At 68.9% G+C, this 22,984-nt stretch carries 17 protein-coding genes; 15 read left to right on the forward strand and 2 right to left on the reverse strand.

What is annotated here, in order from left to right; translation table 11 throughout:
- The first annotated feature begins 110 nt into the window (after window positions 1–110).
- From OHZ10_RS03775 to OHZ10_RS03805, 7 genes are all read left to right on the forward strand, one after another.
- A complete protein-coding gene (locus tag OHZ10_RS03775) occupies window positions 111–1,316 on the forward strand; it encodes a capsular biosynthesis protein (RefSeq protein WP_342703666.1) in 1,206 nt (401 codons plus the stop codon).
- A complete protein-coding gene (locus OHZ10_RS03780; protein WP_174993233.1) occupies window positions 1,309–2,100 on the forward strand; it encodes an SDR family NAD(P)-dependent oxidoreductase in 792 nt (263 codons plus the stop codon). The genes OHZ10_RS03775 and OHZ10_RS03780 overlap by 8 nt, the downstream gene beginning before the upstream one ends.
- Window positions 2,097–3,629, forward strand: a complete 1,533-nt coding sequence (locus OHZ10_RS03785; RefSeq protein ID WP_059235952.1) for an LTA synthase family protein — start codon at window positions 2,097–2,099, stop codon at window positions 3,627–3,629. Before OHZ10_RS03780 ends, OHZ10_RS03785 begins: the two co-directional genes overlap by 4 nt.
- 3 nt (window positions 3,630–3,632) lie before the next feature.
- Entirely contained in the window at window positions 3,633–11,267 is a 7,635-nt protein-coding gene (locus tag OHZ10_RS03790) for an SDR family NAD(P)-dependent oxidoreductase (RefSeq protein WP_342703668.1), read from the forward strand.
- Window positions 11,264–12,181: a UDP-3-O-acyl N-acetylglycosamine deacetylase gene (locus tag OHZ10_RS03795; protein ID WP_340623823.1), complete on the forward strand. Its 918-nt coding sequence runs from the start codon at window positions 11,264–11,266 to the stop codon at window positions 12,179–12,181. Before OHZ10_RS03790 ends, OHZ10_RS03795 begins: the two co-directional genes overlap by 4 nt.
- A 64-nt stretch (window positions 12,182–12,245) precedes the next feature.
- The gene (locus OHZ10_RS03800) at window positions 12,246–13,574 is read left to right on the forward strand and encodes an aminotransferase class I/II-fold pyridoxal phosphate-dependent enzyme (protein ID WP_174993236.1); all 1,329 of its coding nucleotides are present in this window, start codon (window positions 12,246–12,248) and stop codon (window positions 13,572–13,574) included.
- Window positions 13,571–14,245 carry a GNAT family N-acetyltransferase gene (locus OHZ10_RS03805; protein ID WP_059235944.1) on the forward strand — a complete coding sequence of 225 codons (675 nt, stop codon included), beginning with the start codon at window positions 13,571–13,573 and terminating at the stop codon, window positions 14,243–14,245. The genes OHZ10_RS03800 and OHZ10_RS03805 overlap by 4 nt, the downstream gene beginning before the upstream one ends.
- Before the next feature lie 24 nt (window positions 14,246–14,269).
- Here OHZ10_RS03805 and OHZ10_RS03810 read toward each other — a convergent pair whose 3' ends face one another.
- Entirely contained in the window at window positions 14,270–15,103 is an 834-nt protein-coding gene (locus tag OHZ10_RS03810; RefSeq protein WP_059236892.1) for a class II glutamine amidotransferase, read from the reverse strand.
- A gap of 156 nt (window positions 15,104–15,259) precedes the next feature.
- Entirely contained in the window at window positions 15,260–15,589 is a 330-nt protein-coding gene (locus tag OHZ10_RS03815) for a carboxymuconolactone decarboxylase family protein (protein WP_043189451.1), read from the reverse strand.
- Between the two features lie 130 nt (window positions 15,590–15,719).
- On the opposite strand from OHZ10_RS03815, the gene OHZ10_RS03820 reads away from it, so the two are divergent.
- The 8 genes from OHZ10_RS03820 (at window position 15,720) to OHZ10_RS03855 (ending at window position 22,958) form a co-directional block, all read left to right on the forward strand.
- Window positions 15,720–16,667 (forward strand): cupin domain-containing protein, encoded by a 948-nt coding sequence (locus OHZ10_RS03820; protein WP_059235942.1) that lies wholly within the window; start codon window positions 15,720–15,722, stop codon window positions 16,665–16,667.
- Window positions 16,668–16,770: 103 nt separating this feature from the next.
- Window positions 16,771–17,214: an inner membrane protein YiaA gene (gene yiaA / locus OHZ10_RS03825; RefSeq protein ID WP_059235940.1), complete on the forward strand. Its 444-nt coding sequence runs from the start codon at window positions 16,771–16,773 to the stop codon at window positions 17,212–17,214.
- 138 nt (window positions 17,215–17,352) lie between these two features.
- Window positions 17,353–18,417: a glycosyltransferase family 2 protein gene (locus OHZ10_RS03830; RefSeq protein WP_340623824.1), complete on the forward strand. Its 1,065-nt coding sequence runs from the start codon at window positions 17,353–17,355 to the stop codon at window positions 18,415–18,417.
- 66 nt (window positions 18,418–18,483) lie between these two features.
- Window positions 18,484–19,500 (forward strand): hypothetical protein, encoded by a 1,017-nt coding sequence (locus OHZ10_RS03835; RefSeq protein ID WP_342703669.1) that lies wholly within the window; start codon window positions 18,484–18,486, stop codon window positions 19,498–19,500.
- A complete protein-coding gene (locus tag OHZ10_RS03840; protein ID WP_226196939.1) occupies window positions 19,497–20,246 on the forward strand; it encodes a ferritin-like domain-containing protein in 750 nt (249 codons plus the stop codon). Before OHZ10_RS03835 ends, OHZ10_RS03840 begins: the two co-directional genes overlap by 4 nt.
- Window positions 20,243–21,400 (forward strand): hypothetical protein, encoded by a 1,158-nt coding sequence (locus OHZ10_RS03845; protein ID WP_059235934.1) that lies wholly within the window; start codon window positions 20,243–20,245, stop codon window positions 21,398–21,400. Before OHZ10_RS03840 ends, OHZ10_RS03845 begins: the two co-directional genes overlap by 4 nt.
- Complete coding sequence (locus OHZ10_RS03850) at window positions 21,397–22,014, forward strand: phosphatase PAP2 family protein (protein WP_342703672.1); 618 nt, start codon at window positions 21,397–21,399, stop codon at window positions 22,012–22,014. Before OHZ10_RS03845 ends, OHZ10_RS03850 begins: the two co-directional genes overlap by 4 nt.
- On the forward strand, window positions 22,011–22,958 hold the full coding sequence (locus OHZ10_RS03855; protein ID WP_342703673.1) for a fatty acid desaturase family protein: 948 nt from the start codon (window positions 22,011–22,013) through the stop codon (window positions 22,956–22,958). The genes OHZ10_RS03850 and OHZ10_RS03855 overlap by 4 nt, the downstream gene beginning before the upstream one ends.
- The last annotated feature ends 26 nt before the right edge of the window (window positions 22,959–22,984 follow it).

Here is a 22,984-nt window from a genome sequence, read left to right on the forward strand (position 1 = left end):
CCCAGCCGCCAGCGGAGTTTGGCTCTTGCCGATGTCGATGGGGGCTCGTCAGAAGAATAAAGCCTGTCTGGCAGTTTCCAGAGAAATTTTCGCTCCCCTTCCCGATATCCATGCCTCGCTCATTTCTAGTGCTGCAAGGCACGGCTTCAGTGTTTTTCAGTCGTCTTTCAGAAGCACTCGCATCACGTGGCCACGACGTTCATCGTGTCAATTTTTGCGGTGGCGACTGGTTTTACGGTAGAACCGGGAAGGTGACCAACTATTCCGGGAAGTTTGCGCACCTGTCGAATTGGTATTCGGACCTCGTGCGCGCCAAAGGCATTACGGATGTCTTGATGTTCGGTGACTGTCGCGCGGTCCATCGGCACATGCACCCGATTTCCGAGCAGTTCGGTCTGCGCGTGCACGTGTTCGAGGAGGGCTACGTCCGTCCGCACTGGATCACGCTTGAAAGCCACGGTGTGAACGGTCGCTCGCGAATGCCTGCGGATCCGCGGGAATACATGAGGCTGCGCGACGTCATCCCGGCGGCGGAACCCGGCGTGCCGACCGGTTACAACCTGTATGAGCGGGTGTTTCATGACATCACGTACCGGGTCGCCAATGCGCTGCTGATGTGGCGTTTTCCGCTGTATCGCAGCCACCGGCCGAAGAACGGCGTGTTCGAGTACACGGGCCTCGCGGTTCGCGCGCTGCTGCAAGGCAAGCATCGGCGAGAGGCCGAAGCCGTCACGCGCGAACTGCTGGCGAACCGGCGGCCGTACTATCTGTTCCCGCTGCAGCTCAACTCCGATGCGCAGATCGTCGTGCATTCGCCCTTCGACGGGGTACGCGATGCGATCGACCACGTGGTGCGCTCGTTCGCCCGGCACGCGCCGCGCGATGCAACCCTGCTGATCAAGAACCATCCGCTCGACACGGGGATGATCGAATACCAGCGCTTCGCGATGTCGATCGCGCGCGAGGCCGGTATTGGAGATCGGGTCCGCTTCATCAACTCGGGCCACTTGCCGACGCTGCTCGAGCATGCGCGTGGCGTGGTCGTGGTGAACAGCACGGTCGGCCTGTCGGCTTTGCACCACGAGCGCCCGCTAGTGGTGCTCGGGACCGCCATTTATAATATGCCCGGCTTGACCTGGCAGGGAAAACTGGACGATTTCTGGCACGGCGGCGATCTGCCCGACATGCACCTTTATCACGCCTTCCTGGACTACGTGATGCATCACACGCAAATCAACGGCGATTTCTACACCCGAACCGGCATCGAGATGGCGGTCGCGGGGGCGGTCGAGCGCCTGGATCGCGCGGATGCCTGATCAGCGGCCGCGAAACATCGTCATCACCGGCGCGAGTGCCGGTCTCGGTCGTGCGCTTGCGCTTGCCTATGCGCAGCCGGGCACGACACTCGGCATCGTCGGCCGCAATCTCGCCGAGGTCGAGAAGACGGCGGCGGCCTGCCGGGCGCGCGGCGCCACGGTCGACACGGGCGCGGTCGACGTGCGCGATGCCGCGTCGATTGCCGCCTGGCTGACCGATTTCGACAGCCGTCACCCGATCGACCTCCTGATCGCGAACGCCGGCGTGGCCAGCACGATCGCCGATACGAGCGACTGGGAAGGCCTGGAGCGCACGGCTCGCGTCATCGATACGAATCTCTACGGTGCATTGCATACGGTCCTGCCGGTCATCGACCGGATGCGCGAGCGCAGGCGCGGGCGAATCGCGATGGTCAGTTCGATCGCCGCGCTGCGCGGCATGGCGATCTCGCCGGCCTATTGCGCAAGCAAGGCCGCAATCAAGGCCTACGGCGATTCCGTGCGCCCGCTGCTGGCGCGCGACGGCGTGGGCGTCACGGTCATCCTGCCCGGCTTCGTGAAGACGGCGATGAGCGACGTATTCCCCGGCGACAAGCCGTTCCTCTGGAGTGCCGATCGTTCGGCCGCGTACATTCGCCGACGGCTCGATGCGGGCCGAAGCGAGATCGCGTTCCCCGGATTGCTTGCGTTCGGCATGCGCCTCCTGCCGCTGCTGCCCGCCGCGCTCGCCGACGCGATCCTCGACCGCCTGTCCTATCTGCCGTCGAAGGACCGGGCCAATTGAGCGCGCGTCTCGCCGTGACGCTGACGGCCGCCGTCGCGCTGTCGTTTGCGGTCGACGCGATCGCGATCCCGCGCGCGCCGCTGCGGCGGCCGCCGCTGTCGTCAGTGCTTCATATTCTGGCCGTACTCTTCGTGCTCGACCTGGTGTTCGCCATCACGTCGCGGCCGCTGTTTTCGGCCTGCGCGTCGCTTGCGCTCGTCGGTTTAGTCGCCGCAGTCAGCAATGCGAAGTATGAGTCGTTGCGCGAGCCGTTCGTATTTACCGATCTGAGCCTGTTCAGCCAGTTGTTTTCGCATCCCCGTCTTTACCTGCCGTTCCTGAGCGTCGGCAAGGTCGTCGCGATCGGTGCCGGCATCGTGCTCGTGATCGCGGGCTTCGTCGTCGAGCGTCCCGTGCTTGCAGGCTCGCGCGTGCTGGTCTGGTTCACGGCGGGGTTGGCGTTCATGCTGGCCGTGCTCGTGGCCGCCCGTGTGCCGCTGACACTCGATCCCGAGGCCGACCAGCGTCGTCACGGTTTTTTTGCCGTATTCGTCGCCTATCTGCTCAACGGCTTGCGCCCTGCGACGTTCCGGCGGTTCCGCGAGGTCATGGCAGCGGGGCCGTTCACCACGGGCAAGCCGACGCAACGCCCCGACGTGATCGTGATCCAGAGCGAATCGTTCTTCGATGCACGCCGGCTCGGAGACGCGGTCGAGCCGGGTCTTTTCAGGCGTTTCGACGAAGCGCGTCGCGAGGCCGTCTGGCATGGCGAGATGACGGTGCCTGCGTGGGGAGCCAACACCATGCGAACGGAATTCGCGGTGCTGACCGGCACGGAATCCTTTTCGCTCGGGTATGCGCGTTTTTATCCTTACGCATTTGTAAGAAATAAAATCGCTTCGCTGGCATCCTGGTTCAACCGTTGCGGCTACGATACAGTCGCGATTCATCCCTATTACGCCGATTTCTTCGGGCGGAACCGGGTATTTCCGTTGCTCGGCTTTACGCGCTTTCTCGACATCCGCCACTTTGCATCGGCGTCCCGCGCCGGCCCGTACGTGGCGGACGCGGCAGTGTCCGAGTCAATCATCGCGGAACTCGACGCGGCGGGCGGCGGCCGCCCGCGCTTCGTCTTTGCGATGACCATGGAAAACCACGGGCCGCTGCATCTGGAGCAGGTTTTGCCTGGAGAATCCTCTTCGCGGCATACTCTCGGCGAGGATGCATCCTGGCGCGATCTGACCGCCTATCTGCGGCACGTCGAAAATGCAGACGCAATGATCGGGCGCCTGATCGATTACCTGCGCACCAGCAATCGTGAAACGATCGTTTGTTTCTACGGCGATCACGTTCCCGCTCTGCCTCGTGTTTTTCATAAGCTGGGCGTGACGCCACAACGCAGCGACTACTTCATTTGGCGAAATTACGGCTCAGTTAGCGCGAATTGCCGGGATTTGGCGGCCGAGGAGTTGGGGGCGGTCCTGCTGCGCGTGGTACAAGAGGACGGACATCGCGCGGAAGGGCCGTGCGCATCCGAGAAAGCGACATAAAAGATGAACAGTAAGATTGCAATAATTGGGATGGCTTGTCGGTTTCCCGGGAGCGCGAACAATCTTGGCGACTTCTGGCAACTGCTGCGCGACGAACGCGACGCAGTGACCGAAATCCCCGCCGACCGTTTCGGTACCGATTTCTATCGGCACCCGTCCAAACGCGAACCGGGCAAGAGCTATACGTTCTCGGCCGGCGTCCTCGACAACGTCGCCGGCTTCGACGCCGCGTTCTTCGGCATTTCCCCGCGCGAAGCGGCCCAGATGGATCCGCAGCAGCGCCTGCTGCTCGAACTCGCCTGGGAAGCATTCGAGGACGCCGGCGTGCGTCCGGCCGACATGCGCGGCAGCAACTGCGGCGTCTTCGTCGGCGCGGCCAGCATGGACTACGGCAACCGCAACATGGACGATCTGAACGTGATCGATCCGTATTCGGCGACCGGCAATACGCTGAGCATCGCATCGAACCGCGTGTCCTACCTGTTCGACCTGCGCGGCCCGAGCATGTCGGTCGATACCGCCTGCTCGTCGTCGCTCGTCGCCCTCCATCAGGCGGTCAAGGCGCTGCAGTCCGGCGAAGCCGACGTGGCGCTCGCGGGCGGCGTCAACCTGCTGCTGCATCCGTTCGGCTTCGTCAGTTTCTCCAAGGCGTCGATGCTGTCGCCGCGCGGCCGTTGCCGTGCGTTCGATGCGACCGGCGACGGCTACGTCCGCTCGGAAGGTGGCGCGTTCGTGCTGCTCAAGCCGCTCGATCGCGCGCTGGCCGACGGCGACACGATCCATGCGGTGATCGCCGGCTCCGGCGTGAATTCGGTCGGCCACTCGCCGGGCGGCATCAGCGTGCCGGGCGCGGACGCACAGGCGTCGCTGCTCCGCAGCGTGTACGCGCGCGCGGGCATCGATCCGCGGTCGCTCGCGTACCTCGAGGCACACGGCACCGGCACGGCGGTCGGCGATCCGATCGAGGCGCGCGCGCTGATCGATGTCGTGTCGGGCGAACGCCCGGCGGATCGTCCGCTGCTGATCGGTTCGGTGAAGACCAACATCGGCCATCTCGAGACGGCCTCCGGCATGGCCGGCCTGCTGAAGGCCGTGCTGTGCCTGAAGCATCGCGCCGTGCCGCGCTCGCTGCATTTCGTCACGCCCAATCCCGGGATCGATTTCGACGGCGGGCGTCTGCGGGTCGTCGATCGCTACATGCCGCTCGACGCGGGCGACACGCCGCTGACGGTCGGCGTCAATTCGTTCGGCTTCGGCGGAACGAACGCACACGTCGTGCTGACCGAAGCGCCGGCGGCCAATGAGGCGTCGGCGGCTGCGCCGGAGCCGGCCGATACGCCGTCTCCGCTCGTCCTGACCGCGCGCAGCGCGAGTGCGCTCGGTGCGCTCGCGGGCCGCTATCTGGCCACGCTCGACAACGGCGGCGACTGGCAGGCGCTTGCCGCCGCGGCCGCGCGTCGTCGCCAATGGCTCGAACATCGCGCGATCGTCGCGCCGGCCGACCTGGCCGAAGGCCGTGCGGCGCTTGCGGCACTGGCCCAGCCGGCGCAGGAAGGCCTGCCTGCCTGCGTGGCAACCGGCCAGGCGCCCGCCGACGCGCCGCGCACCGCGCTCGTGTTCTCGGGCAACGGTTGCCAGTGGGTCGGGATGGGCAACGAACTCTATGCGGAGAACCCGGTTTTCCGCGCGGCGCTCGACGAAGTCGATGCGCTGTGGTGTGCCGACGGCAGCCCGTCGCTCGTCGATGTGATGCGCGGCGGCCCGAGCGCGGAATGGCTGGCCGGCGCGGGTGCCGAATGGCTCGCCGCGACGGAAAACGCGCAGCCGCTGCTGTTCGCGATCCAGGTCGGCATGATCCGCGTGATCGATGCACGCGGGATGCGTTACGACGCGGCGATCGGCCACAGCGTCGGCGAAATTGCCGCCGCGTGGGTGACGGGCGCGCTGTCGCTCGCCGACGCGGTTCGCGTGATCAAGATCCGTAGCCGCGCGCAAGCGATGACGCGCGGCAGCGGCCGGATGGCGGCCGTCGGCATCGGCGAGGCGGCGGCGCGCGAACTGATCGCGCGCCACGGGCTCGCTCGTCGCGTCGAGGTGGCCGGCATCAACAGCCCCGATGCAGTGACGCTCGCGGGCGAGCTGCAGGGCCTGCAGGCGCTCGAGGCGGCGCTGCGCGGCAGCGGCAAGTTCTTCCAGATGCTCGATCTCGACTATGCGTTCCACAGCAGCCACATGGATCGCATCGAGCCGGTCGTGCTGGCCGAACTGGCCAGCCTGCGGCCGCAGCCGGGCAACGGCGCATACGTGTCGACCGTGACCGGCGGCGCGCTCGCCGGCACCGAGCTCGACGCGCGCTACTGGTGGCGCAACATCCGCGAGCCCGTGCGCTTCGGCGACGGTATCGCGCACCTGATCGAGCAGGGCGTCCGGCTGTTCGTCGAAGTCTCGCCGCATTCGATCCTGCGCACGTACGTGAAGCAGGCGTTCGCGGCCGCCGGTGCAACCGGCGTGGTGCTGCCGACGCTCAAGCGCGATCACGGCAGCGCAGCGACGTTGCGGCAAGCGATTCTCGCGGCGATCGCGCACGGCGCGAGCGTCGACTCCGACCGCTTTGCGCCGGGCGCGTCGCGTGCGGCATTGCCGTCCTATCCGTGGCAGCGCGACCGCTTCTGGTTGACGCCGACCGTCGAAGGCTACGGTCTCGTCAATCGCCACCGCGAACATCCGCTGCTCGGCTATCGTCTGCACGAACACGCGTTCGGGTGGGAAAACCAGCTCGATCCGGCGAAGCTGCCGATGCTGGCCGATCACGTCGTCGACGGCGGCGTGGCGTTCCCGGGAGCCGGCTACGTGGAAATGGCGCTCGCCGCGGCGCGCACCTTCTTCGATACGCCGGATGCGGCGCTCGAGAACGTCGAGATCCGCACGCCGGTCGTCTTCCAGCCGCAGCAGGCGAAGCTGTTCCGGCTCGTGATCGAGCCGCGCACCGCGACCTTCACGATCGAGACGCGCGACCGGATGTCCGACAACGCCTGGACGCTGAACGTGACGGGGCGGATGCTCGAAAGCGGCAACGCGCTCGGCGCCGCGAGCGTCGTGCCGGCCGATACGCTCGAGCGCCTGCTCGCGCTGCCGGCTGCTGACGGCGACACGCTGTACGCGAACACGGCCGCCATCGGCCTCGGCTACGGGCCGGCGTTCCGCTGGGTCCGCACCGTGCGGGTCGCCGCGGCCGAGGACGCCGCGCTGGCCGACGTGGCCGCGCCGGCCGCGTGCGGCGACGCGCGGGCGCTGTCCGCCTATCTGCTGCATCCGGCTTTGATGGACAGCGGGTTTCATCCGCTGTTCGCGTTGCTGTCGGCGCAAGCGCGCGACGGCGAGCATCCGGCCTACGTGCCGGTGCAGATCGGCCGGGTCGACTATCTGCGCGGCGACACGGTCGCCCGCGTGCTCGCGCGGATCGACCGGCGCAGCCCGCATTCGATCGTCGCGCATTTCGAATTCCTCGACGCGCAGGGCGCGATCGTCGCGCGGCTGGGCGGGTGCCGGTTCCGGCGCGTGGATCTCGTCGGGCGCCGGCAGAACCTGCCTTCGCGCTTCGTCTACCGCCTCGAAGAGATGCCGTTGCCGAACGACGTCGACGCGGCCGGTTTGCCGGCGCCCGACGCGCTGCTCGCGCAAGCCGTCGCGCGGCTCGAGGCTGCGGGGCTCGACGGCCGCCGGACGCAGCATCTGACCGAAATCCTGCCGCTGCTCGACGTGCTGGCGAGCCTGTACGTGCTTCGCGCGTTCGATGCGCTCGGCGCATTCGCCGGCACGTGGCAGCCTGCACCGGAGCGGGCGGCGCTGGCCGCGCGTCTCGCCGACATGCTCGTCGAGGACGGTCTCGCCCGTCACGATGGCGCCCGTCTCGTGCGCGACGACGCAGCGTGCGCGGCACTGCCGCCGCTCGACGATCTGTGGCGCGGGCTGCTGGCCGAATCGCCGGGGCACGTGGCCGAACTGACGTTGCTCGCCCACTGCGGCGCGGCGTTGCCCGACGTGCTGAGCGGCACGAAGGACGGCGCACGCTGGTTGTCGCCGACCGGCCACAGCCTGGTCGAGCAACTGCTTGCCGCGTCGCCGACCTGGCAGCACGTGCACGCGCTGCTGACGGCCGGCGTCGAGCAGGCGGTCGACGCCTGGAAACCGGCGCGCCGGCTGCGTGTGCTCGAACTGGGCGCGACGGACGGCGACGTGCTGCAGACGCTCGGCATGCATCTCGCCGCCGCGCGCTGCGATCACACGATCGCCGCGACGGCCGGCCAGCTTGCCGGGTTCGACGCGGATGCGGAAGCGGCGGTGCGCACGGTGGCGCTGCAGTCGGGCGAACGGCTGTCGCTGTCCGCCGACGAAGCCGGGCCGTACGACCTGATCGTCGCGAACCGCGCGCTGAGCGGCCGTCACGATGTCGCCGATGCGCTGAACGCGATGCGGTCGTGGCTGGCGCCGGACGGATTGCTGCTGCTGGCCGAGTCGCGCCGCGGCCGCTTCTCCGACATCGTGTTCGGTTCGCAGCCCGCATCGACGGACGCCGGCATGCCTGCGCCGCTGGCGCCGGCGGATCTCGAGGCGGCACTCGAGCGCGCGGGTTACGTCGACGTCGTGCGGCATGTCGAGCAGTCGCTCGATCTGGACGGCACGCCGTCGTTCGTCATCGCGCGCAACCCCGCGAGCATCGCTGCCGCCCAATGCGGCAACGACGCGAGCGAGCTCGATACGCTCGCCCGCAGCGAACAATGGCTCGTGATGCACGCGCCGGATACGGCCGGCGGTTTCGGCGGGCGGCTGGCCGATGCGCTGGCGCACGCGGGCTATCCGGCGGACATCGTGGACATCTCGCATGCAGCCGATGCGATCGCGTCGCTGCCGGCCGGGCAGCCGGCGCACGTCGTGTTCTGCGCACCGGAAACGCCGCTTGCCGAAGCGGCGACGGGCGACGACCTGATGGCCGCGCTGCGTCATGGCGTGATCGCGCTGGCGGCGCTGGTCCGCGCGCTCGGCGCACAGCCGAACGCGGCCACGCGGCTGACCGTCGTCACGCGCGGCGGTGCGCCGTTCGCCGGGACCGCGAATGCGCACCCGGAGCACGCGACGCTGTGGGGCCTCGGTCGCGTGCTGGCGAACGAGCATCCCGAACTCGCGTGCCGCCTGATCGACGTCGAACGCGCGGCGGACGGGATTCCCGATACGCTGATTCGCGAGCTGACCGGCGCGGCGGTCGAGGAAGAAGTGATTCTGACCGCACACGGCCGCCTGGTGCCGCGCATGCTGACGGCCGCGCAGGCTGCGGCGCGCAACGACGGCGCGATCGCACGCGCGGCCGTGCTCGCGTTTGACGCACCGGGCTCGTTGCGCAACCTCGAATGGTTTGCGTTGCCGGACAGCGCGCTGGGCGAGGACGAGGTGGAAATCGAGCCGGTTGCCACCGGCCTGAATTTCCGCGACGTGATGTATGCGATGGGGCTCCTGTCCGATGAGGCGGTCGAGACCGGCTTCGCGGGCGCGACGATCGGCATGGAACTGTCGGGCCGCGTCGTGCGAACGGGGCGCACGGTGACGGAATTCGCACCGGGCGATGCCGTCCTCGGCTTTGCGCCGGCGTCGTTCGCGTCGCGCGTCAGGACGCGCGCGCAGGCGATTGCGCCGAAACCCGAGCGCCTGTCGTTCGAGGAAGCGGCGACCGTGCCGACCACGTTCTTCACCGCGTACTACGCACTCGTCGAACTCGCGCGGCTGCGCCGCGGCGAGCGCGTACTCGTGCATGGCGGCGCGGGCGGCGTCGGCATCGCCGCGATCCAGCTCGCGCGCCACTTCGGCGCGGAGGTGTTCGCGACGGCCGGCAGCGACGAGAAGCGCGAGTTCGTGCGCCTGCTCGGCGCCGATCACGTGCTCGATTCGCGCAGCCTGGCGTTCGCGGACGAGATCCGCGCGATGACGGGTGGCCAGGGCATCGACATCGTGCTCAATTCGCTCGCCGGCGAAGCGATGGTGCGCAGCATCGATACGCTGCGTCCGTTCGGCCGTTTCCTCGAACTCGGCAAGCGCGATTTCTACGAAAACAGCCATATCGGGCTGCGGCCGTTCCGCAACAACATCAGCTATTTCGGCATCGATGCCGACCAGTTGATGGGCGCATTGCCGGAGCTGACCGCGCGCCTGTTCGGCGAAGTGATGGCACTGTTCGCGGCAGGCGCGCTGCATCCGCTACCGTATCGCGCGTTCCCCGCCGAGCGTGCCGAGGATGCGTTCCGCTACATGCAGCAGGCGCGCCAGATCGGCAAGGTGCTCGTGACCTATCCGTCCGGCACGCCGGCGCCGACGCGCGGCGTCGCGCGCGCGGGTTCGCTCGCGCTCGATCCGCATGGCGTGTACCTGGTGGTCGGCGGCACGGGCGGCCTGGGCTTCGCGAGCGCGCGCTGGATGGTCGAGCACGGTGCACGCCGGCTGACGCTGGCGAGCCGCACAGGCGAGCTCGCCGCCGCCGCGCGCGAGGAAGTCGCGCACTGGCGCGACACGCTCGGCGTCACCGTCGACGTCGTGTCGTGCGACGTCACCGATGCCGCGGCGGTCGATGCGATGATTGCCGCGATCGTCCGGCGCGATCTTCCGCTGAAGGGCGTACTGCATTCCGCGATGTCGATCGACGACGGCCTCGTGCGCAATCTCGACGACGCGCGCATGGCCGCGGTGCTCGCGCCGAAGGTGGCCGGCGCGTGGAACCTGCATCGCGCGACGCGCGGGCTGCCGCTCGACCTGTTCGTCGTCTATTCGTCGGCGACGACCTATCTCGGCAATCCGGGGCAATCGAACTACGTCGCGGCCAACAGCTTCCTCGAGGCGCTGGTCGAACATCGCCGCGCGGCAGGATTGCCGGGCACGTTCATGGCCTGGGGGCCGCTCGAGGACGTCGGCTTCCTCGCGCGCCACGCCGATACGCGCGAAGCGTTGCAGTCGCGGATCGGCGGTGCATCGATCACGTCCGGCGAGGCGATGGCCGCGCTCGAGCGCGCGCTGGTCGCGGGTACGGCCGGCGAAGCCGTGGTGCGGCTCGACTGGCACGCGGTTGCGCGCGGGATGCCGGCCGCGAAGGCGCGCCGCTACTCGCTGCTGCAATCGCAAGCGAAGGGCGGCGATGCGCGCGACGGCGGCACGCAGTTGCGCGAAGAGGTGCTCGCGTTGCCGCGCGACGAAGCGATTGCGCTGGTTGCGCGCACGCTGCAGGCGCAGATCGCGCGGATTCTGCACATGACGCCGGATCGCATCGCGCTCGACAAGTCGGTGCTCGACATGGGCATGGATTCGCTGATGGGGATGGAGCTCGGCCTCGCGGTCGAGGAGGCGTTCGAGGTCAAGCTGTCGGTGATGGCGATCGCGGAAGGGGCGTCGGTGACGACGCTGGCCGGGCGCATCGTCGATTCGATCGGCGCGTCGGCCGATGCGGGCGCCGATGCCGCGCCGGCGACCGACGCCGCGCACGAGGCCGTCGCGGCGCTCGCCGCGAAGCATGCGATCGACGGTGAAGCGCGCGCGATGCTCGATACGCGGCCGGCGCCCGTCGCGGGCCACGCGACGCCGACGCTGGAGGTTGCCCGGTGAGCGCGCCGACCGGCTGGGCGACGCGTCAGGGCACGCTGGCACGCCCGCTGACGATCGACGGGCACGGGTTGCACACGGGGCGCCGGGTGAGCGTGCGGATCCTGCCCGCACGGCCGCAAGACGGCATGACGGGCATCGCGTTCCGTCGCATCGAGCACGGGCGCGCGCTCGCGACGCTGCCGGTCGATCCCGCGCTGCGGCGCGCGCAGCCGCTCTGCACGATGCTGCGCAATGCCGACGGCGTCGGCGTTCGCACGGTCGAGCATCTGCTCGCGTCGCTGCTCGCGTGCGAGATCGATCACGCGATCGTCGAGCTCGATGCGGAAGAAGTGCCGATTCTCGACGGCAGCGCAACGCCATGGGTGGACGCGATCCGCGCGTGCGGCCGCGTCGCGCTCGACGCGCCGAAACGTTTCATCCGCGTGCTGCGACCCGTCGTCGTCACGGACGGCGACGGCGACCAGCGGCGCGAAATGCGGATCGAGCCGGCGCCGCGCTACGAGCTGAGCGTGCGCAACGACCTGCGCGGCTTCGGCGACATGCACTGGGACGGCGCGCTGACGCCGGCCGCATTCGCGACCGAAATCGCGCCGTCGCGCTCGTACGGGCGCGTGAAGTGGGCCGTGCCGGCAATCGTCGCCGGCTATCTGCGCGGCGTGCCGATCCTGCGCGGCGCGCGGCCGTCATGCACCGCGTCCATCGTCGGCAATCGCGTGCTGGGCGGAATGCGGCTGCCGGAGGAGTTTGTCCGGCACCGCGTGCTCGACCTGGTCGGCGATCTCGCGCTGGCGGGGGCGCCGCTGCTGGCGCGCGTGAGCGCGCTGCGGCCGAGCCACGAGATGAATTTCCGGCTGGTCGATGCGCTGCTGGCCGCGCCCGATGCGTGGCAGTGGGCCGAGTTTTCCGACGCGTGACACCATGCTTTTTCAAAATGCGCGGCGTAACATAGCGTCTTTTCGAGATACAGCGAAGGAAGCAATGGCACTGGGAGAGCATCTTCGCCAGCAACTGGCGGCGAAAGCCCTGAAACGGCAACTTGAGCGCGCGACCGATGCCGCAGCGGCGCCCGGCGTGCCCGGCACGCCGGCAGCACAGACCGTGTCCGCACGCAGCCGCTTCGAATCGATGCCGCAGTATCAGCAGGTCCGGATCATGCGCGAGATGGGCGAGAAACTGCGTGTCGACTCGCCGTTTTTCCGTGTGCACGACGGCGTCGCCGGTGCGACGACGCAGATCGGCGGACGCGAATACCTGAACTTCGCGAACTACAACTACCTCGGCCTCGCCGGCGACCCGGCGGTGTCCGCGCGTGCGAAAGCCGCGATCGACCGCTACGGCACGTCGGCATCGGCGAGCCGGATGGTCGCGGGCGAACGCCCGGTGCAGCGCGACCTCGAGCGCGCGCTGGCCGCGTTCTACGAAACCGACGATTGCGTCGCGTTCGTGAGCGGCCATGCGACGAACGTGACCGTGATCGGCGCGCTGTTCGGCCCGGGCGATCTGATCGTTCACGATGCGCTCGCGCACAACAGCATCGTGCAGGGTGCGCAACTGAGCGGCGCGAAGCGGCTGAGCTTCGCGCACAACGACTGGCAGGCGCTCGACGAGCTGCTGTCGCGCGTACGCCGCGAATACCGGCACGTGCTGATCGCGATCGAGGGGCTGTACAGCATGGACGGCGATTTCCCCGACCTGCAGCGCTTCGTCGACGTGAAGACGCGCCACGGCGCGTTCCTGCTGGTCGACGAGGCCCATTCGCTCGGCGTGCTCGGCGCGACCGGCAAGGGCATCCGCGAGCATTGCGGCGTCGCGCCCGACCAGGTCGACATGTGGATGGGCACGATGAGCAAGACGCTGGCCGGCTGCGGCGGTTTCATCGCCGGCTGCCAGCCGCTCGTCGACATGCTGCGCCACCTGGCCCCGGGTTTCCTGTACAGCGTCGGGCTCGCACCGACGCTCGCCGAAGCGTCGCTGGCCGCGCTCGAACGCCTGCAGGCCGAGCCGGCGCGCGTCGCGCAACTGCAGGCGCGCGGGCGGCAGTTCCTGACCGAGGCGCGGGCCGCCGGGCTGAATACGGGCACGAGTGCCGGGTATGCGGTCGTGCCGGTGATCACCGGGAGTTCGCTGAAAGCCGCGCAGTGGGCGAATGCGATGTTCGACGAAGGGATCAACGTGCAGCCGATCTTCTATCCGGCCGTCGAGGAAAAGGCCGCGCGCCTGCGCTTCTTCATCTGCTCGACGCACGAGCCGGAGCAGATCAGCCGGACCGTTGCCGTGTTGTCGCGGCTTGCGGGACGCGCCGCATGACGCAGGCCGCCGCGTTCGCACAAGCGGTCGCGCGCACCGGTGAACCCGCACGGTTTCGCGCGGCGGATGCGGATGATGCGGCCGCGTGCGGGCCGCTCGTGTTTGTGTCCGGCGTGGGCGAATTCGGCTTCTTTCTCGGCGAGAGCGATGCGCGCTGCATCGCTTTCCTGCAACAGGCGTTCCGTTCGCGCTACGGACGCTTTTCGTGGCGCCGGCATCGCGTCGCCGTTGCCGGCGACGGTGCCGTGCTCGCGGTGATGGCGATTCACGACGGGCAGCGGACGATGTTCGACGACCTGCATGTCGTGTGGGCGCTCGCGCGCTTCTTCGGCGTGCGCCGCACCATCGGCCAGTTGCTGCGCGGGCTGATCCTCGAAACGGAGCTCCCGGCGCCGAAGCGTTCGCAGATCCTCGTCGCGCATTGCGCGACGGACGAGCGCCTGCGCGGCACGGGCGTCTTCAGCGCGCTGTTTCGCGATGCGCTGGACACCGGCGCATTGCCGGCCGACGGCAGCCGCGACGTCGTGCTCGACGTGCTGACCCGCAACGTGCGCGCCCGCACGCTGTACGAACGCCTCGGGTTCGTCGCGCTGCCACGGCCGCGCGCCCGTTCGCGCCGGCTGCCCGCCGGGCTCGATTCGATCCGGATGCGCTTGTCGCGCCACGCCTGACGGCGCGCGCGGCGCCGGCCGCCGCTACTTGTGTCGCGGTGCGAACGGCTGCTGCTGCACGTCCGCGCCGTGCGCGACGATCGCCATCCCTTCCGGTACTTCCTCCCACGCGCCGCGCAGGTCGACGAGCGGTTCGGATACGACCATGAACGCGTCGTCGCCGGCCTCGGCGATGCGCGGGTTATGCGGATACAGCTCGTGCAGGTGCTTGAACGACGTGCTGTGGAACAGCGAGCGCGATTGCCGTTCGCTCGAATAGCGCACCGCGACGATCCGTTCGCCGTCGGTCGCGCAGATCGTCATGTTGAGCGGATCGGCGACGCGATGCCGCGCGGCGGTTTCCTCGACCACGCCGACCATCCGCTCGAGCGCCGGCAGCGGCGTCTGCTCGAGGCCGTACGTCAGGGCGAGGCGGAACATCAGCTCGGAGTCGGTCGAGCCTTCGAGTGTCGGGAACAGCGCGGGATCGACCTTCAGCGTCAGGTCGCGGCGCAGCTTGTGGAAGTCGCGGATCAGCCCGTTGTGCGCGAACAGCCAGCGGCCGTGGCGGAACGGATGGCAGTTGGTTTCCTGTACGGGCGTGTCGGTCGCCGCACGAATGTGCGCGATGAACATCCGCGAGCGGATCGCACGCGCGGCTTCGCGCAGGTTGCGGTCGTTCCATGCGGGATGCACGGAGCGGTAGCGGAACGGGAGTTCGTCGGGATGGCCGTACCAGCCGATGCCGAAGCCGTCGCCGTTGGTGGTCGTGGCGCCCAGCTCCGAATGCAGGCTCTGGTCGATCAGCGAATGCTTCGCACGGAACAGCACGGTTTCCAGATGGATCGGATTACCGGTATAGGCGAGCCAGCGGCACATGGAGCGCTCCTTCGCGACGGTTCGTTCGCGCATGGTAGCCGACTTCGCGGTGCAGGCGCGTCCGGGGGAGGTGGCCGCAATCGTCAGACATGGCGGCCGGTGCGCGCGATGCGCAACGCAGCGGCGCGGCGCGCAGGCCGTGCCGCTGCCGTCGGCTCAGTCGCCGAGCGCGTCCATCACGCGCGCCGAATAGACGAGCGCCGCGCCCGCATTCAGCGCAATCGCGACGCCGAGCGCCTCCGCCACTTCCTCCTTGGTCGCACCATGCTTGGCGGCTTCGGCCGTATGCACGGCAATACAGCCGTCGCAGCGCGTCGTGACGGCCACGGCAAGCGCGATCAGCTCGCGCGTCTTCGCATCGAGATGGCCGGTCTTGGCGCCGGCGCCGGACAGCGCCTTGTAGCCGGCCAGCGTATCGGGCGACAGCTTGGCGATTTCACCGATGCGCGTCGAGAGTTCCTTCCGGTATTCGTTCCAGTTCAGCATGATGCGTCCTTTTCGAGAAGAGGTGAGGAGGGCGGCGGGCGCCGCGATCTCGGGCGATGCAGACCTATTCTGATCGCTCGCGCTGAGGGTTTCGATACGCTAGAGTGTCAATTTTTAGCGCAATCGTCTCATGGACGCGTTGAGTCAACTGCTGTCGCTGGGCCGCAGCCACGTCGAGCTCGACGTGCGCTGCCTGCTCGACGGGCCGTTCGCGATGCCGCACGACCCGCTGCCGCCCGGCGAGGCGGCGTTCCACCTGGTGCTGACCGGCACGTGCCGGCTGCGCACCGCCGACGGGCGCACGCTGCAGCTCGCCGAAGGCGATTTCGTGCTGCTGCCTGCGGGCGTTGCGCACGACCTGCTCGACACCGGGAGCGGCCGGTCGCAGCCGGCCGCGCCGCTGCGCGATTCGGGCGCCGGCGACGGCGCGGTACTGCCGGTCAAGTCGAATCTCGATCCGGCCGGGCCGGGCGGCGCGAGCGTCGACCTGCTGTGCGGGCGGTTCGTCTATGCGCGCGGCGCCGGCGAACTGCTGATGCGCACGCTGCCTCAGGTGCTGCACGTCGGATTGCGCGAAGCGTCCGGGTTCGCGCCGCTGCAGCTGCTGACGAGCGTGCTGCGTATCGAGGCATCGAATGTGCAGCCGGGTGCCGGAGCAATCGTGAACGCGCTCGGGCAGGCGCTGCTCGCATACGCGCTGCGTGCGTATGGCCGAGGCGCGCGCGTGCCGTCCGGCTGGCTCGCGCTCGCGGCCGATGCGCGGCTCGGTCCGTCGGTCCAGGCCGTGCTGCAGGCGCCGGAACAGCCGTGGACGGTCGAATCGCTCGGCGCGGCGGCGGCGATGTCGCGCGCGACCTATGCGCGGCATTTCCGCGAGAAGGCCGGGATGAGCGTCGGCGCGTTCGTCGCGCAGATCCGGATGATGCATGCGTGTGCGCTGTTGCAGGACACGCAGCGCGGGCAGGCGGAAATCGGGCAGGCGGTCGGCTATCAGTCCGAAGCCGCATTCGGCAAGGCGTTTCGCGCGGTGCTCGGCACGACGCCGGGGCGCTGGCGGCGTGCGCGGCGCGAAGCGTAAGACTGCAAGCACGGCCGTCTTGGTGCGTGCCAAAGCTGCTACCATGCGCAAAACGCAGTTCAACGATAACGATTTCGAACAAGAAGAAAGAGAGGGCAAAGCAATGAACCAGACCACCATCCAGCAGCCGTCGTTCGCGTTCGTGGCCGCATCGTGGGCCGCGCTGCTCGCCGGTTTCGCCGCATTCCTGATCGGGCTCTGGAACGCCGGCATGCAGCTCAACGAGAAGGGTTACTACTTCACCGTGCTGGTGTTCGGCCTCTATGCGGCGATCTCGCTGCAGAAGAGCGTGCGCGACCGCGCGGAAGGCATTCCCGTCACCGGCATCTATTACGGCCTCAGCTGGATCGCGCTGCTGCTGTCGATCGCGCTGCTGGTCGTCGGCCTCTTCAACGCGACGCTGCAACTGAGCGAAAAGGGCTTTTACGCGATGTCGTTCGTGCTCGCGCTGTTCGGCTCGGTGGCCGTGCAGAAGAACACGCGCGATCTGCAGAACGCGAAGCCGCGCTTCACCGACGCCGATTCCGCGCCGTCCGTTCAGGAGTGACGGCACGCGCAACGGGCGCCCGCCGCGGCCGCCTGTTGCGCCATGACGCGTGCGGTGCCCCGCACTCGCCGGCGCGCCGCAGCCCGCCGTCCTTTCGTTTCATCCATGCCGTCGCGCATGACGATGGAGATATTCCGGATGCCGAACTTCAATGAACCCGCACCGCGCACGCGCGCGGCCGCCCGCGCCGTGGCGGCGCATGCGGCGCTCGTGCTCGAGACGAACAACCTGCGCGGCGGCGCGGGCCTCGTGCAGGCCGTCGACAGCCTGAAGCGCCTCGTGTCGGCGCTGTCGAAGCAGACCGTGCCGCCGGCGGCGCTTGCGCAATGGATCATCACGCACGACGGGCTGCCGGCCGATGCCTGCGCGGACATCGCCGCACTGGCCGGCCGCCCGATCGACTTCGTCGAGATCGGCGCGAGCACCGGTTACTACGATGCGAAGAACGACGGCTTCGATCGCGTCGACGCTTCGCGCTGCGACGTCGTCGTATTCGGCGATGCCGATTGCCGGCCGGCCGACGACTGGCTCGAACACCTGCTGGCGCCGTTCGCACGCAACACGGGTGACGCGCCCGTCGCGGTGGCGGGGCGGACCAGTTATGCACCCAACGTGCTCGGCATCGCGCTGACGTCGATCGATTTCATGTACTTCCCGAGCCCGCTGCGCGACGGTGCCACGCGCAATTTCTACGCGAACAACGTCGCGTTCCGGCGCGACGTGTTTGCGCGATTCCGCTACGAGCCGCTCGACGGCGTCTATCGCGCGCATTGCCAGGTGATGGGGCTGCGGATGCAGGCGGCCGGCGTGGCCGTCGAGTTCGCGCCGGCCGCGCACACCGAGCATCGGCTGCCGGACACGCATCGCGAATCGCTGAAGCTGCGCTGGATGCGCGGCGAAGACAGCGTCGGGCTGACTCCGTACCTCGTGAATGCTTATCTGCCGCGCCAATGGCAGTGGCTCGGCCGCAGCGGCCCGCTCGGCCCGTTCTGCGTGATGGCGATGCGGCTCGGCTACAGCCTGCGCGCGCTCAATCGCCAGCAGTTGCCGCAACTGGGCGCGATCCGCTATCTCGCGGCCGTCGGCGTCACGATCGCCGCATCCGCCGTCGATACGCTCGGCGCGCTGGCGCGCGGCTTCGGGCTCGCGGGACGTGCGTCGGCCCGGCGCGATCTCGACGCGTTGTCCTATCACCGCCACTGAAGCGACGCCGCCCCTCGCGGCGGCGCCACGCGACTTCGACATCCCGACTCCCTTCCGACGACGACCATGCCCTCACTCGCCACCCGTATCGCCAGCCTCGCCCTGTTTGCCGCCAGCGCCGGCGCCCATGCCGCGCCGGTCGATCATGCGGGGCGCGGGATCTACCACTTCGCGTCGCAGAGCGGCTGCCCGTTCGCGACCGCGGCCGCGGCGGACTGCAATCGCGTCGCGCTCGATGCGCCCGACGTTCACGCGAGCATCGATACCGGTGCGCACACGATCGTCTTCTCGAGCGATGCGGCGCGCCGCACGAAGGACGTGCTCGGCGACGTGCTGCTGCAAGGCACGGGTGTCGATGCCGACGGCCGGCGCGTGCCGTTGAGCGTGCACGTGCTGCTGCGTCGCGACGGCGCGAAATGGGACCGCGACGTGTACGTCCATGCGCCCGTGCACGGCAAGTTCACCGATGTACGGATCGATCCGTACCGCGTGCGCGTGAAGGACGGTGACGGCGAGCGCGACGTGCTCGCGCCGGACGAAACGCTTGCGCTGTTCGCGCATCCGTCGCTTGCGTCGCGGCTTGCGCGGCATCTCGTGAAGGTGAGCGCGACCGATCCGAAGCAGCCGTCCGCGAACGACATCACGATCGCACTCGGTGTCGGCGGCCTGACGAAGCCGGTCGCACGCGCGAGCTTCACGTCGAACGCGCCGCACGATGCCGACGTCGATCGCGCGCTCGCGTCCGGCACGTGGTCGGTCCGCTTCGATGCGCTGAGCAATCACATCCCGGTGTGGGTTGCGCAGCGCGAGCTGTTCCTGTTCGGCCTCGACGGCAGCGCACTCCTGAAGGACGTGCGCGAGCGCGGCTTCCGGAAGAACGACCGGATCGAATTCGGCGCGCGCGACGGCAACGGCTATCTGCGCGTGAATGGCCGAGAGGAAGCATTCGCGGGCGCGGCCGCCTCCGCGCATGCATTCATGCAGGAAAGCTTCGTCGGCCTGATCCTCGGCTGGCGTCGCGATCCGGCGGCCGCAGCGGCAGCCGCGGCGAAGTCTGCATCCGCGCGGAACGAGCCGGCATGACCGCGACGGGCGAATTGCCCGCAGCGTCGCAGGCGCCGCACGGCGAGCGCCTCGGCTGTCTCGACGCGCCGGTGCCGCGCGGCGCGGCGCGGGTGCGCGCGTATCTCGTCGATCGCATCAAGCGGGCGGCGATCCGGCAACTTCATCGCAGCACGCATGGCGAGCGCTGGATGCTGCGCATGTACCTGATCGGCGAAGAAGCGACCGAGTGCGCGTTGCACGACGACTGGACCGGACAGCCGCCGGACTGGCTCGCGCCACGCATCGAGCAGCATCTCGCGGACGAGCGCCGTCACGCGGCGGCGTTTGCCGATGCGCTGCGCCAACGCGGTGTCGAGGCTCCGGCCGGCCCGCACGAACCCGACTGGCTGAGCCGGCGCAAGATCATGCGATGGCGCCGGCTCGCGCAGCGCTACGCGCCGCATTTCGCGCAAGGTGTGCTCGTGCCGGCGTATGCGACCGGACTGTGCGCGGAACAGATGGCGATGCGCGTGCTCGCGCGCCACTGCGCGACGATCGGCGACGCGCATCCGCTGTATCCGTTGCTCGCGCGCGTACTCGCCGACGAGACGCGCCACGTCCGGCTCTGTTCGGACACGCTGCGCCGTCTCGTCGAGCCGTCCGAGGCCGCCTCGCTCGCCGCGTTGCTGGGCGAGATCCGCGCGATCGACGCCGGTTTCGGCGTGACGGGCGCGCTGGCGATGTATGCGGCCGGCTGGGCGCAGTCGCTGCGTCCGCGCACATGATGCCGCGCATCGTCTATCTCGCGACGGCCGACGCGCGCGGCCACCTGATGCGTGCGCAACTGCTCGTGCATGCGTTGCGTGCGGCCGGCGCGCAGGTCGACGTGCTGACGACGTCGGATGCCGGTCGGGCATTCCTGGCCGCGTTCGACCTCGACGCGGCCGTGCTGTCCCGGCACTATGCGGTGCAGTTCGACGAGCGGCAGAACATGCTGCGCGACGCGACCGATCGCAATGTCGCGCACTACGTGTTCAGGCCGACGCGCATGCTGCGCGACATCGTGCGGCTGCGTGCGATCGTGCGCGATGCGGATCTCGTGATCAACGACTCGTTTCATCCGGCGCTGCTGTTCATGGGCGCGGTGCCGGGCTGGCGGCGTCGCGTCGTCCACGTGTATGGCGGCAGCCTGCGCCGCGCGTTGACCGCGAATTTCGATGCTCGGCTGCCGCGCGTGCTGGCGCGCGCGTTCGCGCGAATCGTCGACTGGCAGATCGATTCGGCGCTGGGCTGTATCGAGCACGATTTCGCGTACGACGACGCCGACGATGCGCAGCGATCGCGTCTGCACTGCCGGTTGCCGACGCCGGTGCCGGTCGTCGCCGAGTTGCCGCTGCCGGAACCGGCTGCCGCGGCCGTTTATCTGAATCCGCACTTCCGCGACGTCGCGCTTGCCGATGCGTTGTCGGCCGGCATGCGCGACGCGGGGCTCGCCGCGCACCGTGTGGGCGAGGGCTATGCAGGGCACGACGGCTGGACCGGCGTCGACGCCGACTGGCCGACGCGCGCCGCGCATGCGCCGCTGATCGTGTCGGCGCCCGGCATGGCCGCGCTGTCGATCGCGCGCGTGTATCGCCGGCCGATCCTGCTCGTGCAGACCGATCAACCCGAACAGGCGAGCAATGCCGCGCGTGCGGCACAGCTGCAACTCGCGCATCGCGTCGTCACCTGGCGCGGCGATGCGGCGGCATTTCGGCAAGCGGTCGGACAGGCCGCAAGCGAGCTGATGCGCGATCCCGGTAGTCCGGCCGGCACGCTCGCGGGCCGCGAGCATGCGCGTGCGCGGGTGGATGCGTGGACGTCGCGCATCCTCGCGTTGCGTCCGCATGCGCGGGCGGCGGACGCGGAACCCCGATGCGAGGCGCCGGCGCCGCGATGAATACAGGGTTGCTTCGTGACGATCGCCGGCCCGATGTCCGGCAGATGCTGGCCACGATGGCCGGCATGGCAGCGGGCCTCGCGATCTTCTTTTTGCTGGAGCGCGGCGTCATGCCCCGCTATGTGCTGGCCACGGCGCTCGATGTGCGGATTCCGTTCATCGCGTGGTCGTGGTTCGTCTACGTCGCGTTCTTTCCGTTCGTGATCGTGCTTGCCGCGTATGCGCGCCCGTCTGCCTTCGCCGCGTTCAAGGAGGCCGTGCTGATCGCGTTCGTGCTCGGTGTCGTCTGCTTCCTGCTGGTGCCGGAAGCCGTGCCGCGGCCCGACGTCGCGGAGATCGGCAATGCGTTCGTGCGCCATCGCGTCGCGCGCATGTGGCAGCTCGATCTCGCGGCCAACGGGTTCCCGAGCCTGCATGTCGCGGTGACGTGTCTTGCGTGCCGGATGCTGACGGACCGGCGCCGGATCGTTGCGGCGTCGATCGGGCTGCTGATCTGCGTATCGACGCTGACGCTCAAGCAGCATACGGTGGCCGACGTGCTGGGCGGCGTCGCGCTCGCGATGATCAGCGCGCTGTGGGTCGGGCGGCGTGCGTGGCGCAGGAGGCTCGCATGACGGATACGCGTGTGCGCCCCGCCGGACCGGATACCGGGCTTGCGCGGTTCGTGCCCGATCCCGCGCTGTTTCGCGTGAACGCGTTGCGTGTCGGCGTGGCGCTGGCGGGCGACTGGCTGATGATTGCCGCTGCGTTCGCGGTTGCGATCGCGTTGCCGCATCCGTTCGTATACGCGTGCGCCGCGATCGCGATCGCGCGCAGCCAGCTAGCGCTCGCGGTCATGATGCATGAAGGCGCGCACGGGTTGCTCGCGCGGAACCCGCGCGTCAACGACGTGCTGGGGCAACTGGTTGCGGCCGGCCCGCTATGGCTGTCGCTGCGCACGTATCGAGCAGGTCATCTGAAGCATCATCGCGCGCCGATGCAGGCGGACGATCCCGTCGCGCTGCTGTTCGGCGTGCACGACTATCCGGTGACGCGCGTTCGGCTGATCGGTCGCCTGCTCGCGTATGCGTGCGGGATCGGTTACGTGACGAGCGTCGTGAAGCTCGCGCGCGGCGCATTCGCGCATGCGTTGCCGAAGGTCGAAAAATCACGCGCGTATGCGGCGTGGGAGATCGCTTCGATGCTGGCCGGCAACGGCGTGCTGTTCGGCGCGCTCGCGCTGGCCGGCCATCCGCTGCTGTACGTCGCGCTGTGGATCGTGCCGTCCGTCACGCTGTTGCCGCTCGCCGGGCAGGTGCGCGCGATCTTCGAGCACGCGGGGTTGCCGGCGTGCGCGGACCAGAGTCGCAACGCGCGCACGATCGTCCGGCGTTCGTGGCAGACGTTCCTGTTCGGCCCGCACGCGATTCATTTCCATATCGAACATCATCTGTTCATGCGGATGCCGTTCCACAACCTGCCGGTCGTGCACCGGCAGCTTGCGCAGCTGCAGTTGCTGCCCGACGGCAACCTGTACGCCGGGTACGGTGCGGTGCTGCGGGACGTGAGCGTGCGCTGACGCAGCGTTCGATGCCGCGTGACCAT

This window comes from Burkholderia arboris (assembly GCF_038723655.1).
Classification (GTDB): Bacteria; Pseudomonadota; Gammaproteobacteria; order Burkholderiales; family Burkholderiaceae; genus Burkholderia; species Burkholderia arboris.